General features: G+C 49.2%; 12 protein-coding genes. 5 read left to right on the top strand and 7 right to left on the bottom strand.

Features of this window, described 5'->3' with window-relative positions:
* The first annotated feature begins 64 nt into the window (after nucleotides 1-64).
* Together IPL32_15690 and IPL32_15685 are read left to right on the top strand one after the other, a co-directional pair.
* The gene (locus tag IPL32_15690; GenBank protein MBK8467260.1) at nucleotides 65-580 is read left to right on the top strand and encodes a hypothetical protein; all 516 of its coding nucleotides are present in this window, start codon (nucleotides 65-67) and stop codon (nucleotides 578-580) included.
* 192 nt (nucleotides 581-772) lie between these two features.
* The gene (locus IPL32_15685; GenBank protein MBK8467259.1) at nucleotides 773-1,342 is read left to right on the top strand and encodes a hypothetical protein; all 570 of its coding nucleotides are present in this window, start codon (nucleotides 773-775) and stop codon (nucleotides 1,340-1,342) included.
* A gap of 89 nt (nucleotides 1,343-1,431) precedes the next feature.
* On the opposite strand, the gene IPL32_15680 is transcribed toward IPL32_15685, so the two are convergent.
* The 6 genes from IPL32_15680 to IPL32_15655 form a co-directional block, all read right to left on the bottom strand.
* Nucleotides 1,432-3,165: a hypothetical protein gene (locus IPL32_15680; protein ID MBK8467258.1), complete on the bottom strand. Its 1,734-nt coding sequence runs from the start codon at nucleotides 3,163-3,165 to the stop codon at nucleotides 1,432-1,434.
* Between the two features lie 4 nt (nucleotides 3,166-3,169).
* The gene (locus tag IPL32_15675) at nucleotides 3,170-4,978 is read right to left on the bottom strand and encodes an HD domain-containing protein (GenBank protein ID MBK8467257.1); all 1,809 of its coding nucleotides are present in this window, start codon (nucleotides 4,976-4,978) and stop codon (nucleotides 3,170-3,172) included.
* 78 nt (nucleotides 4,979-5,056) lie between these two features.
* Nucleotides 5,057-6,715 (bottom strand): SpoIIE family protein phosphatase, encoded by a 1,659-nt coding sequence (locus tag IPL32_15670; protein ID MBK8467256.1) that lies wholly within the window; start codon nucleotides 6,713-6,715, stop codon nucleotides 5,057-5,059.
* A 2-nt stretch (nucleotides 6,716-6,717) separates the two neighbouring features.
* A complete protein-coding gene (locus IPL32_15665) occupies nucleotides 6,718-7,218 on the bottom strand; it encodes an RDD family protein (protein MBK8467255.1) in 501 nt (166 codons plus the stop codon).
* A 19-nt stretch (nucleotides 7,219-7,237) separates the two neighbouring features.
* Entirely contained in the window at nucleotides 7,238-9,064 is a 1,827-nt protein-coding gene (locus tag IPL32_15660; GenBank protein ID MBK8467254.1) for a protein kinase, read from the bottom strand.
* A 24-nt stretch (nucleotides 9,065-9,088) separates the two neighbouring features.
* Nucleotides 9,089-9,493, bottom strand: a complete 405-nt coding sequence (locus tag IPL32_15655) for an FHA domain-containing protein (protein ID MBK8467253.1) — start codon at nucleotides 9,491-9,493, stop codon at nucleotides 9,089-9,091.
* A gap of 430 nt (nucleotides 9,494-9,923) precedes the next feature.
* Here IPL32_15655 and IPL32_15650 point away from each other — a divergent pair, with 430 nt between their 5' ends.
* The 3 genes from IPL32_15650 to IPL32_15640 all read left to right on the top strand — a co-directional run bounded on the left by IPL32_15650 (nucleotide 9,924) and on the right by IPL32_15640 (nucleotide 13,034).
* The gene (locus tag IPL32_15650) at nucleotides 9,924-11,465 is read left to right on the top strand and encodes an efflux RND transporter periplasmic adaptor subunit (protein ID MBK8467252.1); all 1,542 of its coding nucleotides are present in this window, start codon (nucleotides 9,924-9,926) and stop codon (nucleotides 11,463-11,465) included.
* Nucleotides 11,466-11,619: 154 nt separating this feature from the next.
* Nucleotides 11,620-12,297 (top strand): ABC transporter ATP-binding protein, encoded by a 678-nt coding sequence (locus IPL32_15645; protein ID MBK8467251.1) that lies wholly within the window; start codon nucleotides 11,620-11,622, stop codon nucleotides 12,295-12,297.
* Between the two features lie 206 nt (nucleotides 12,298-12,503).
* On the top strand, nucleotides 12,504-13,034 hold the full coding sequence (locus tag IPL32_15640) for a TonB family protein (protein ID MBK8467250.1): 531 nt from the start codon (nucleotides 12,504-12,506) through the stop codon (nucleotides 13,032-13,034).
* Between the two features lie 61 nt (nucleotides 13,035-13,095).
* On the opposite strand, the gene IPL32_15635 is transcribed toward IPL32_15640, so the two are convergent.
* Nucleotides 13,096-13,752: a hypothetical protein gene (locus IPL32_15635; GenBank protein ID MBK8467249.1), complete on the bottom strand. Its 657-nt coding sequence runs from the start codon at nucleotides 13,750-13,752 to the stop codon at nucleotides 13,096-13,098.
* Nucleotides 13,753-13,881 lie beyond the last annotated feature (129 nt).

Raw genomic sequence — 13,881 nt, 5'->3', positions numbered from 1 at the left:
CGTAGAAGACAATTCTCATTGATAAGAACGAAATTGGTGTAATATCAACGACGTAGTATTTATTATGAAGAAGCTTTTTTTAATAGTTCTTTGTTTAGGCGTACTGGCTATTCCTTGTCTGGCAGCCAGCTGGAACAATATATTTCCTCTCAAAACAACTCGCGCGGAAGTTATTAAATTACTTGGAGAACCAAAACCATTTCAGCGAACTGGCCCGGAGTATTTTGATCATGGTAACGCACGGGTTTTTATACGCTGGACATTACCGAACTGTATTGTAAAGAAGCTTGTTATTGCAGAAGAACTTGCGGGCCCCGATGCTTTGGTATATCAGATTGCTATCGAACCTAAAGACTATCGGACAAGCCTTCCATACGAGAAAGAAGTGAGTGAATTTCTTGGTTTAATCAAGGCAAAGGATTGTATCGCATCGCGTGGTGGTTCTTGCGGGATAGGTCATGCACTACTTGGCTTCGGATACAACCGATCTGAATTTGGAATAAGTCGATTGGACTATTCTTCCTCACTTGAGGAAATGAACGCCTGGATATCGCAACGTAAACTTTGTAACCCGCGCTGAGTGCGGAAATCGCGATGAACACTTGCGATGGCAATTTGAGCCTAGGCTTTTGCAACTCTTTAGATCTTTGACAACAAGAAAAGACGATACATTCCACGCTGAAATGTAGCGCCCTTATTCTTATTAACGTACGGGCTTAGGCAAAAAAAAGTCGCTGAGAATATCGAAATTAGTGTATTATCACCAAACTGTATGGATACAATCCTTTGGGACGCAATCAACGCCAAGATTCGAACTACCGATATTGCCGGTGCAGTGGAACATCTTGAATATCTGTTGGCACAAGAAAAACACCCGCACTTTATTGAATTGATCGGCGCGGATTTCAGTAATTCAGCGTCTGATATACTGTCGGAAATAAATGAGTTTATAAAAGATTGTCAGTCCAGATTTGAGCTCAAGGCTGTTTACTTGGAAATGAACGGTTTCGATATCAATCCTGACTGCTGGTATTTCGATCTATTTGGCTACGATGAATATTCTGACATACAAACAGACGCAGACTGGTTATGCGATTGGCGTTCAACAGATTGGCCGAAAGTCGTTTTACATGGACTCGAAAGCGTCCAGACAGCATTTGAACAATATCATCGAAACGAACTTTGGAAAGATGACGTTTTTGAGACGCCTTATGAGATCGCCGAGCTATTGGTTTTATGCAAGTTCATGGCGCTTATAGAATCCGCTCTGAAAGGTGTTCGCGATAAAGACATTCCAATAATAGCAACCGCACACGACTTCGATATCTTTGCGCAGTTTTGAATTTCTCAAAACTCATTTCAACCGTTCGTCTTTTTCAATGCGGCCTCGCGGATGGTGATAACACGGTGGAGACGTTCGACGATGATCACTTACGATGGCAATTTGAGCCTGTCTGATGCTTTGAACATCGCAAAGCCGAGGATGCATGAGAATACCACTGCGAAGTAGAATCCAAACAGGCTGCCGATGGCTTTTGCGGGCATGTTGCCGACGCCGGGCATATCGAATGCGAAGAAGACCACGCCTAGAATGCCGCTGATGATGCCGGAAATTATTACTATCACGAGGCACATCAGCAGGATCTTGACGTAATCGAGGCCGAGGCGTTTGATGGTGTCGAGCCCGACGAGAGGATTGACGGTGGCTGCAAATGATTGTGTGTAGCCCGCGACCGCACACGCTGCAGGGAAGTAGAACAATCCCCAAAGCAGGCACACGCCGCCGACAAGCAGAAAGAGTGCGCCGTAACCAAGTATTGTTGACAACAATGCGGAACGCTCCTTCGCAATGGTGTCAGGAGCTTTGCCAACAGCGGCTTCGAGCTGTGCCTTTCGCGTGTCTTGAATAATTTGGTTGGCACGCATCACCATTTCTTCGCTGTCGTCAACAACCGGCGGCGAACCGTTTTCCGGCGAATTGCCGGCGGCATTATTCTGAGTTTGGTTCGCGAGTTGTTGTTGGCGGTTAAAGGCTTCAGCTTCCGGAGCGATCGAGCTAGACTCTCCGGGCATAAAATTCGGATCGTATGAGTATGCTTCTTCCGTTTCTTTTTCGATCTGCTCCATGCGGCGCTTTTGGGCTTCCTTGGTTCGATTGAGCAGTTCGTTGACGGTTTGAGTTTGCTGGTTCGCTTTCGCCGCGAGGGGAAGTTGTGGTGCGACGGTCTGTGCGGCGTCGGATTGAATGCTGTTCAGTTCATTTGATACCGAACTCGTCACAAAAAAGAATGCGACGATCATCAAAAGCAGAAGAGGCCCGAATGACGAAATATAAACTCCGATGCTCAGGAAGAACGGTTGGACGACATCTTCCCAGATCGAAAAATCGTCAAACGAAGGCATGAAATTCTCGCCGATCTTGCCCTGAGCAAAATTCTCGACCGTGTTCGATAGAACACCAAAAACGAGAGTATTGGCGAGCATATAGCTTATTAGACCGGCACCGATCAAAAAGATGCTGCCAAAGCCCGCTGCTCCTTGCCCTAACGAGCAAAACATATACAGTACCGCTCCGAGGACAAGGCTAGTTTTGAACTTTAGGGGATAAGCAAGTGCATTGATAAGATCGCCAAAGCCAAAACCGTTGCCCAAGGCTGCCGCATAATTAACGGATTCGACACGAGCCGCTTCGACCTTTGCCAGCGATTCGCACATCGCACCGCAGTAAGGGCAGATCTTAACGGTGCCGCCGTAAGATTTAGGACAGGTCTTGCAGAAGTTACTAAAGCATGTGCCGCATTGATAAGTCGCCGGAATATCATCATGCATCGAACATGAGGGCTCGGCGTTCGGCATTGGATCAACCGCTTGTGCCGGTAAAGCGTTGACTACTTTTGAAGTTTGCTGGCCTGGAAATACAGGCGGTCCGAGCTTTGTTAAAGTGATAACAGGCTTCGCAGGCTGATCGCCTTCTTTTGCATTAAAGACCGCGAGCAGCGAGGGAACTTTACCTGCTTCGATCCAACGCAGGTTGCCTTTGCGAACACGGTCCATACGCAGCAGATCACCGCGATCGATCAACGTTGTCAATTCTTCAAAACTTGTATCGTAGACTTGGCCGTTAGCCTCGATCTGCCACGTTTCTTGTTGCTGCTCCATGCTCATAGTTCTATGCCACTAATTTGGCGGAAATTTTTGCTTCTTCATTGGCCGCACGCTTTTCGGCCATCTGACGAACGATGCCGTTAGCAACTTCGCCGGAATTACAGGCGTCAACGAGAGCTTCGACGACTTCGCCTTGATAACGCGTGCCGACGAAACTTCTTAGCCGCTCCAATGCAGACGGTAGGTCCATGCCTTTCGAATAAGGCCGGTCAATTGTCATAGCGTCAAAGGTGTCTGCGACAGAAACGATCTTCGCCTGCAGCGGAATCTGATCGCCGGTCAATCCTTGCGGATAACCTTTGCCGTTGACCATTTCGTGATGCATGTACATTCCCGGAAGGTAAGCGTCCATACCCGGAATTTGCGACATTATCTTGTAACCACGTTGAGGATGCGTTTTCATTATTTCGTACTCGGCATCGGTCAGTGCGGCAGATTTTTTTAGAATGGAGTCATCGATCGCGATCTTGCCCACATCGTGCAGCAGGGCACTCATTCGAAGTGTTTCGAGTTCTTTCTCGTCCATTCCAAGACGTTTGCCCATCGCAACTGAAATACGAGCGACCCGTTCGGAATGACCGCGTGTGTATTTGTCTTTTCCATCGATCGCCGTAGCAAGGGCTTTGACAGTGCCGACAAACAGTTCGTGATTTTCCTGCGCAGCCTTGGCCAAGCTATTGATCTGCTCTTCGATCTTGTCGGTCATGACGTTGAACGTTTCGCCCAACGTTCCGATCTCGGTCAAATTTCCGGTTTCGACTCTGGTAGTGAAATCACCTGCACCGATCTTTTTCGCGGCGCTAACAAGTCGAGTGAGCGGGGCAGTCATAAATCGGGCACCGATAAAGCCGACGACCAAAGCACACACCGCAAAGATCATACTGATCAGCCATGTCTGTGCACGCATCTCGCCGACCGACGCGAGAGCCTTGCTTTCATCCTGCATCGTGATGACGCCTAATTGTGTGTTTTTACCAAGGTTGACGGTGGAGTATGCTCCGATCATCTCATGCTTTTTGCCATGAAATTCCGCAGTGAAAGGCACGAGTGCAGATTGAACAGTTTCTCCGGCTTCGAGCCATTCGCCGACGATCTTGAGATCGCCAAGCGACCTTCGCTCAGACACAAGAGTTTGATCTGGGTGAAAGACGGCTGCACCGGTTTGATCGACAACGAAGATTATCGGCAAACCTGAGTTCCATAGATCTTCTTCGCGTGATGGAACCATGCCGACAACACTTCGCTGAATATCACGTAGCGATACGATCGCCACGACCTCCGCCGCGTTCTCACCGTCTATTTTTACGGTGGAACCAAATGCCATAGTGGTTTCGCCGCTAGATGGGATCTTTTTGGGAACGCCGATCTCAAGTTTCTCGTCATCTGAACGCCAAGCGACCTCGTCAGAAATTGATTCGACATCGATCTTGTTTATCGTTTCCGAGCGAAATACTGAAAGCGATTCACCAGTAGATGGTTTTACATGAAGTGCAAGAAGATCCGGATTTTCTCTGAGAATAGAACCAAGTTTTAGTTCGGTTTGAGGAGACGAGACGATCGAAACATCATTTGATAATTCAAGAGCGACCGAAATACTCGAAACAAGGTCACCAAAACGTTTGCCGAACATCTCGATCTGCCGGGCCTTTTCCTGAACGAGTTGGATCTGATATCGATTTTCAGCCGCTCGTAATTCTCGCCCGCTCTTATCGGACAAAATCCAGCCTGTTAGGACAAGCGGAACCAGCCCGACAAGCAAGAGCGTAGCGGTAACAAAATAAATTAGGCTGACTTTTCGCTTTTCAGGAGGCATGGCGGGACGGCCTGTGATAACAAGCCTATACAATTTTATTGCAAAAGCAGGTCCGCGGTCAACAAGTTTTAACGACTGTTAGAGCTTTTTGACGATCACGAGCGTGATATCGTCATTTGCGGGTGCGGTTCCGGTAAATGCGGAAAGAGCTGACTCTACTTTATCGCGAATGCCGGATGCAGTGTTTCGAAGATTGGCCTTGAGTACATTTGTTAGGCGATCGAGGCCAAATTCTTCCTCGGCGAGGTTATTTGCCTCAGATACACCGTCGGAATATATAATGAGTACGTCACCAGAATTAAGGGCAACTTCACCGACTTCATATTCTGCCATAGGCATAAGGCCAAGCGGTAGTCCACCGGAGGATAGTTGTTCTACGGTGCCGTCTGCTCGACCGATCAAAGGCGGATTATGGCCGGCATTAATATACGTCAATTTCCCGGTTACCGGCTCAAGCTCAGCAACAAAAAGAGTCACAAAACGATTGGTCGGTGTGTTTTCTGTCAAATATTGGTTTACTGAGACAATGGCTCCGACCAGCGGTGTTTTTGCGGCAACCTGTCCATGAATTGCGGCATGCAGACTCGACATCAGCAATGCCGCAGCCGTTCCTTTGCCCGACACATCACCGAGAGCGATGAGCATAGATCCATCGTTACAGGGGATGAAATCGTAATAGTCGCCACCGATCTCATAACACGAAAACGAAATGCCCTGAAATTCGTAACCATCGATGACGGGCGGCCCTGAAGGTTGAAAACGCTGCTGGATCTCTGTTGCCAGTTCGAGTTCGCGTTCCATTCTTTCCCGGTTTATGCGTTCATCGAGAAGGCTCGCATTTTCAACCCGAATTGCCGCAACTGACGCTAAAGTGGTAAGAATATCGAGATGCTCTGTATTGAATGTCGCTGAATGGGTGGGTGAATCCACGTAGATTATTCCAAAAACATCAAATTCGTTGACACTCAACGGAACTGCCAACACCGAGCGAATCCCTTGCAATATGAGCGTTTGGCTTGCAAATTTTGGATCCTGTTGCGCGTCGGATGTAAGAACGGATTTTCCATTCTCGACAACCTCGTTCATAATTGTTCGGCTAATTCGGACTTCGCTTATCGGCTCATCAACTCCTCGCGTGCGGGCAACCTTGATCTCCATGCCCTCTTTCGATTTATCGTCACGAAGCATGATGATGACCCGTTCGGCAGGCACGGCTTGAAACACAAGCGAAGCCACTTGATTCAAAGTCTCGTCAAGGCCGCTGGACGAAAGAAGAGCGACGCCAACCTTGCTTATCAAGCCGAGAAGGTCGGTACGACTCGATAACGAAGAATCCAAGATATCGGTCGTAGGATTTTTTCTGGTCGCTAATGAGACCGTATTAGAAGGGTCCAGGGCTTGAGTGCTGTCGGCAATTAATGTCGAACTTATGTTCTTCAACGGTTGGCCATTGTCGTTAAATACGATCTTTGTTTCACCGATCTGTATCTCGCCGCCGGAGTGCAATCGAAGCGGTTCTTTTACCGGAACACCGTTGTAACGCGTGCCATTTGCCGACCCAAGATCGTGGAGCCAGAACGAATCACCTTCTTGCCTGACTTCTGCATGGAGCCTTGAGGCAAACGCATCCGGAATACAGATCTCACTTCGTGCCGAACGTCCGATCGTCACACGCAGGCGAGTCAGCGGAAACTTGTCCGAAGCTCCGTTTGAATGATTGATGAGCAATTCAGCCATATCTAGACGCGTTTCCTACGACCCTGAACAACTATCGTTCCGCCAATAAAATCGTGCAGCGAACGGCCGCTTTTATTAACGACCGCGAGCAGAAATCCCAGCCCAAAGGTAAGGGCTGTCAGTAAATAACCGACGACATTTCTTCGTATCAAATTACCGAGCCTCACCGGAGATCCATCGGTCTTGACCATCGTGATGCCAGCGAGCATTTTCCCAAAGGTTTGACCGGAAAATAAAGGAAACGCTAGAAAATTGATCAACCACAAGATAAGGACAACATACCAGGCAAAACTTGATATACCACTGCTGCCTATAATTTCGCCAAAGGATCTTCCAGAAACAAGCACTACTATTGGCGGAGCCAGCAAAAGCATATAATCGACAAAAAGTGCAGCACACCGCAAATAGAACGGGGCACTTACCTGATTGGCAAAAATTTGGACTGGCTCTTCCATTTGAAATATGGTACTTGAAAGTTCCTCCGGCTGCACGGCGTATTCCATAACTAAGCGTTAATTATCGTCATCCAACTAGAAAATGTAACGTAGTATCTCCGATACGAATTTTATCGCCGTTCGTTAATGCATGCGGCTGACGCGGCATTAGGCGAACTGAATCGCTGTTACCTGACAAAACCGTCGTGCCATTAGAAGAACCGAGATCTTCTAGTAAGAAATTTCCGCCATCGCGCCAAATACGGGCATGCTGGCGAGAGATCTTTGTCTGTGGATCAAATCTGGATAGATCTACCTCAGGGAAAATATTAGAAACCGGATCCCTTCTCCCAAGCAGCGTGTCATTCTTCTCAATAGAAAAAACCGGTGCGTCTAACTCACTTGTGCCATCAATAAACAACTTTGCAGTCAGAGCTGTTCGCCCGTAGATCTCCGAGTGGACGCCGCGCTGCGCTATTGGTTGTTTGGCTCCGCAAAATGCGCAAAAAAGATCGGTCGCAACAATTCGCTGGCCGCAAAATCCGCAAAAGACATTTTGATATGCGAGGCTCACGGCCTCGGGAATTTCTGTTACTCCGTAAGTGACGCTGCCTGTTTTCAGATTCTCAAGATGTTGCGACAAGATGTGCTGCATCTCTGCCGCACTCGAAAATCGGGCGTCCGCATTATATTCAACACACCGCATCAAGATACGCTCCATCTGATCTGAGAGCTGCGGATTTATCTGTCGCGGCCGCGGGTTTTTTTGGAAATCAAAGATCAGCAAGGGATTATTCTGCGGATCGGCTCCCGTCAGCAAATGAAACATCGTCGAACCAAGGCTGTAAATATCGGAACGCGGTTCGACGTTGCCGCTGAACAGTTCCGGCGGAGCATAGCCCATCGTTCCGACTGCTGTTACGCCATGTTCGCGTCCTTGATCTATTGAACGGGCAATGCCGAAATCAATAAGCATGATCCTGCCCGTTTTCTCGTCGATCATCAGGTTCGATGGTTTGAGATCGCGATAAACAATAGTCGTAGGCAGCGTGTGAAGGTACGATAGAACATCAACGATCTGTAAAGCCCATTCAGTAATAGTTTTTTCATCGATCCGCCCGCCGGGAGTTGTTCGCAATCGGGCTGCGAGGTCGCCGCCTCCGATATATTTCATGACGAGATAAAAACGACTCTCGCCTTCGTCAAAAAAATAATCGTAGATCGTCGGTATAGATGGATGATCGAGAGTTGAAAGTATCGTGGACTCGCGTTTGAAATCTTCGATGGCCTTCCTTTGCTGCTCCTCCTCGATCGTCGATTGGATCATTTCCTTAACGGCCCTTTCAATGCCGCCGAGGTTTCGGTCATGTGCGAGATAAACCGCTCCCATGCCGCCGCCGCCAATCTTACGAACGATCTCATATCGAGAATTTAAAATTATGCCCGCGATCAGGGGCTTTAGGCCGGAGGTCTTTCCGACCTCGCTATCATCATTCGAAGCGGATAAGCCCGTAACCGCAGTTTCAACGACAAGATCAACCTCAGCGCCATGAATTTCATCCGAAGGTCCAATGTCGTTGGTTATGATCTTTTCTTCCTGCGTTTGATCAGGGATAAGATCGCTAGACGACAATTCGATCGAAGGTGATACAAACTCTTCAAAATTTTCTGATTCGAGAGTTTTTGCGTTTACAGCGGCTTCTGTACTGGTCGGATCTTCGATCGTCTCTTCACCAAATTCAGATTTTGATGTGTCTGATTCAGGTTTTGTATTTTCGGGAAACGGCATGCTGAGGGTGCTGTCAAAGTCGGATATAACGGGACGCGAAAACGGAAGTTCAATTACAGCTCCGCAGAGCGGGCACGCAAGTTGATCCGCAGCAATCTCGGAGCCGCATTTGTTACATAAAGTCATGAATTTCGACAATCTTTCAGCAAGTCAACGAGTCACCAAAAAGCGTAAAAAAGTTTTGCCGACGATCACTTCGTCGCCATCGTTCAGTATTTGGATGTTGCCCGGTAAAAGTCTTCGGCCTCGATTAACATATGTTCCATTCGTCGAACCAAGGTCCTCTATAAAATATGATCCGTTGTTTCGGCTAATCCGTGCGTGACGGCGAGACACCTTAGCATCGTCGTCGTAAGCGTCAAGATCTACATCCGGAAAAATTCCGTTATCGGCATCCCAGCGGCCGATGGTCGACTCGTCGTTTATCAGCGTAAATTCCGTTCCCGGCGTTCCGCCTCGCTCGATCACTAAAGTTGCGTGAGCATGTTTAACCGTCTGTTCGCCGGACTCATCAGCAGAACCTTCAGCAAGCGGTTCCACTGCGAGCGGAGCCATACTGATCGAGCCGAAATTCGCAGCCTGCGCAACCGGCTGTTCAATCTGCGGCGGAATATAATCCGGTTGTGGCGAAGAAGTATGTACCAATCTCGCTCCGCATTCATCACAAAATCGAGATGTATCAAGATTCGCGGTTTGGCATGTGTGACATTTGATCATTTAGTTAATCGTTCAAGCCTGTCGTTAACAGCTAAGGTTATCTGATATTTTACAACCTAAGCCTTTGTTCGTAAAAGCTAATTCTACCGCAAATTTACGTCAAATATACAGTATGGTTCCGGGTTATTCCGAAAACCGCCGTCAAGCCTGACTTTTTTGAAACAATGGGCAAAAAAGCGTCGTAGTATCCGGTTGTTGCGAATTAACTGCTCCGATCCGATATACTTTAGCAGTAAAGATCTAAATTGATGAGAGGAAAAAGATAAATATGGCATTGAGCCGTAAAAGCAAGATCATAATCGGCGTCAGCGCCGGGCTGCTTCTATTGATCATTATTATCGCGAGTGTCTTTGCGACACGTTCAGACACGCCTGAGGTTACGGTCGTTAAACTTGAAAGGCGAAAAGAACTGCGCTCCACCGTAACGTCATCAGGTGAAGTGCGGCCGATCCAGTTCATGAATCTGACGAGCGAGGTGCAGGGACGCATCGAGGAAATTTACGTTAAGGAAGGCGACCACGTCACGAAAGGCCAGCCTCTTGTAAAGCTCGATCCGAATCAGCTTCAGTCTAACACCGACGCTCAGTTGGCGGCATTGCAAGGAGCTCAAGACGAAGTTCGGATTTCGCAGTCGCAAGTCATCGCTGCCCAGAATGCCTATGCTCAATCGCAGCAGCAGATGAATGTCGCGCAGGTTGCCGTTGACTCTGCTCGACAAGGCGTTATCACGGCGCAAACGGATGTGGACAAAGCGCAGGTTGAATTGAACGCGGCGAACCGAGAATTCAAGCGCAACGCGCAGCTGCTGGAAAGCGGTGTCATCGCACGTCAGATCTATGACGCGGCTAAAGACCGCGTTGATAACGCAAAGGTATTGCTTGAAACCGCTAAGGCAAATCTTGATTCCAGAAAGTTGTCAATAAAAGATGCCACCGCACGAGTGAATCAACAAGCCGTTGCTGTTAAAGACGCACGTCGTGCGGTCGATACTGCCAATCTGAGTGTCGAGTCGAGCCAATCGAGGGCCAACCAACAGTCTGCGACATTGCGCGGTCAGCGAAATCAGCGTGACAAAACGCTGCAGGTAGCGCCGATCAACGGGGTGATCGCAGAGATACCTTCCAAGGTCGGAACTTTCGCAGTCGCCGGACTTTCGACAACGGCACTTTTGACGATCGCAGATATGTCCTCGATCAACGTCGAGGTAAAGGTCGATGAAACATCCATCGATAAAGTCGAGGTCGGTCAAAAGGCAAAGATCAAGGTCGATGCTTTTGGAGACAAAGAAATTCTTGGCCAAGTCACGCAAAAAACTCCGCTTGCCGTTGGCAAATCGCAGACCAGCGGCGGGCTTTCGACAAACATCAACGTTCAGGAAGCAAAAGAATTTCGCGTGGTCATCGAGTTAATGGACCTGACGGAAGAAATTCGCAATGGTCTGCGTCCGGGCATGAGTGCAACTGCTGAGATCACAACAAAGACAGTTAATGAAGTTGTCGCAGTTCCGCTTCAAGCCGTGATCGAAAAGAAACCTGACGCTTCGCCGACTCCGACGCTTGCCGGCGATGCTCCTGCAACTGCGGACAAGCCTAAGACCATAACCGGCGTTTTTGTGCTCGAAGGAAACAAGGCAAAGTTTGTCGAAGTCACGACCGGCATCATCGGCGAATCTGACCGCGAGATCATTTCAGGACTCGAGCCAGGGCAAGAAGTGATCACAGGCCCAAGCCGCGTTCTCAACACGCTAAAAGACGGAACTCTCGTAAAGAAGCAAGCCAAGAAAGAAGGCGAAGCGGCTAATAAGTCTTAAGAACAGTGTGGAGTCTTGAGTTCGGAGTCTTTAGGCGATCCAAATTTTCTCCGACTCCAGACTCCAGACTTAAGACTCCAGACTTCCAACGATGTACAGGTTTATGGACGAAGAAAACGGTAACGGCAAGCAGGCTCCGCCGCCTGAAGATCTGATCATTCGGATGCAGAACATTTGGAAGACCTACCAGATGGGCACCGAGGAACTTCATGCGCTTCGCGACGTTTCTTTTGACGTTAAAAGAGGTGAGTACGTCGCGATCATTGGCCCGTCGGGTTCGGGCAAATCTACGCTGATGAACCTTATCGGTTGTCTCGATTCGCCGTCAAAGGGCGACTATTGGATCAACGGCAATCTCGTCTCGATCATGACCGACGACGAACTCGCCCGCATCCGCAACAAAGAGATCGGCTTTGTTTTCCAGACATTTAATCTTCTTGCACGAGCGACCGCTTTGCACAATGTCGAACTTCCGTTGATCTACGCCGGTATGCGTGCTGCCGAGCGTCAGGAAAAGGCCCACGCGGCTCTCGCTGCGGTAGAACTCGGCGACCGAGTCACGCATCGGCCTAATGAACTTTCCGGCGGACAGCGTCAGCGTGTAGCGATCGCTCGGGCGCTTGTGAATCATCCTTCGATCCTTCTCGCCGACGAACCGACCGGAGCACTCGACTCCAAGACCAGCATCGAGATCATGCATCTTTTCGAACGCCTTCACGACGAGGGCAACACGATCATCGTCGTCACCCACGAACCCGACATCGCCGAACGCGCCCACCGCGTCATCACCATCCGCGACGGCCGCATCGAAAAAGACGAACGGTTGAAATAATAGGCTCAAACTGTGCTCACAATCCATTGGAGCTAAAAACAACCATTTATCGATTGGTCACATCTGTTTAGGGCATGAGATCAATTCTGACGTTGTTTATACTTTCGCTGGCAATACCGGCCTTCAGTCAGCAACCACAGACAACCTATAAAGTCACCGGCACGATAAAAGACTTGAAAGGAGCTGTTATCGGCGGTTTGGCGATAATGGAAAATGAAAAGTACTCTGGTGCTGTAACAGACATCAATGGCGAATTTCAGATTGCATTGTCTCCTGGCGATCATTTATTAACGCTTGGGAAGTTTTACGACCTTCGTCTATTTCTTAAGATCGTTGATGGCGGTCCGAATCCCGACAATGTCGAACTGACCGTCGATACAAGTCGGGTTTGTTGCGTTTTATCTTCCGGCGCTGCTTTTCCTAAGCCAATTGTATTGCCAAAGCCGCCTTACCCTGCTGCTGCGAAAGCGATTCGAGCACGAGGAGAAGTTGTCGTCACTGTGAAGGTCGATCATGAAGGTAATGTCACCTCCGCAACCGCTGAAAGCGGCCATCGCTTTTTAAAGGGCACTGCTGTTGCGGCAGCAAAGTCTGCCCGTTTTGAGCCATCTACCGCAACTGAGCGAGAAGCTCGCCTGACCTTTTTTTTCTGGGACGAGGAGCCTCGTGATGGTTTAGTTCGATATTCCAATCAATATCGGATCGAAATCGTTAGTAATCCGGTATATAGCAATTAGGCGATTTTTCAAAAAGGCCGTCATGTTCACCACAACGGCCTTATCTTTACAGTCAGGAAAACTAACCGGTGATCGTGGCGCTGATGGTTTCGGACCAGGCGCTTACGGAGCCGTCTCGCATGCGCCAGCGGAGCATGTAGTGGGCGACCTTTCCGGCTTCGGCGGCGTCGTATTCGGCTAAATAGGGCGTGAAGGCGTCGAGCGTGAGAAAGATGCAATCTTTTTCGCTGCCGGGCGGCGGGCCGTCGATCTTGACCCAGATCTCGACGCCCATCGCGCCGCGCGGTTTTTTGCGGTTTTCGGGCGTCGCGTTGTCGCGCCATTCGAGTGTGTGCCGCAGACGTTCGGAAGTGTTGACCGTCACGGCAGGCACGGTTGCGTTCGACGGAGCCGAAGCGTCACCGGTCGGAATGCCGAGTGCTGCCATCGCCGCGTCGGTTGCGCCGCCAGCCTTCGCTACGTTTCGCAAAAGCCGTAACTGAGCTTCGACGTTGTCGCGGCTAGCTTCCTTTGCCGCCGTCTTCGATTTGGCTTCAGCCTGTGCCGCGACGTGTGCGATAAGGTCGGTGTTAAATGTATTTTTGAAAGTGTTCAGGTCGTCAACCTGCGGCCCGGTCACGCCGGGATATTCCGCCGTACTCGCGTCCAACACTTCCCAAACCTGTGATGCGATCAACAATAATTCACTGTCCGAAACTGTTCCAATTGAATTTGCCATTGTGTTCTCCAACTTTGCCGTAGATTTATCAAAAGCTCCGGCGAAGTAAGCTGCGGGAGCAACTGACATAACAAAGTGGCGGAATTTTAATACAAAACGCCCAAATTCTGCAACCCTCCACGCCAAAAC

The sequence above is a fragment of the Chloracidobacterium sp. genome, assembly GCA_016711345.1.
Lineage (GTDB): Bacteria > Acidobacteriota > Blastocatellia > Pyrinomonadales > Pyrinomonadaceae > OLB17.
The sequence above is the reverse complement of the archived record's forward strand: the minus strand, read 5'-3'. Positions and strand labels throughout refer to the sequence as shown.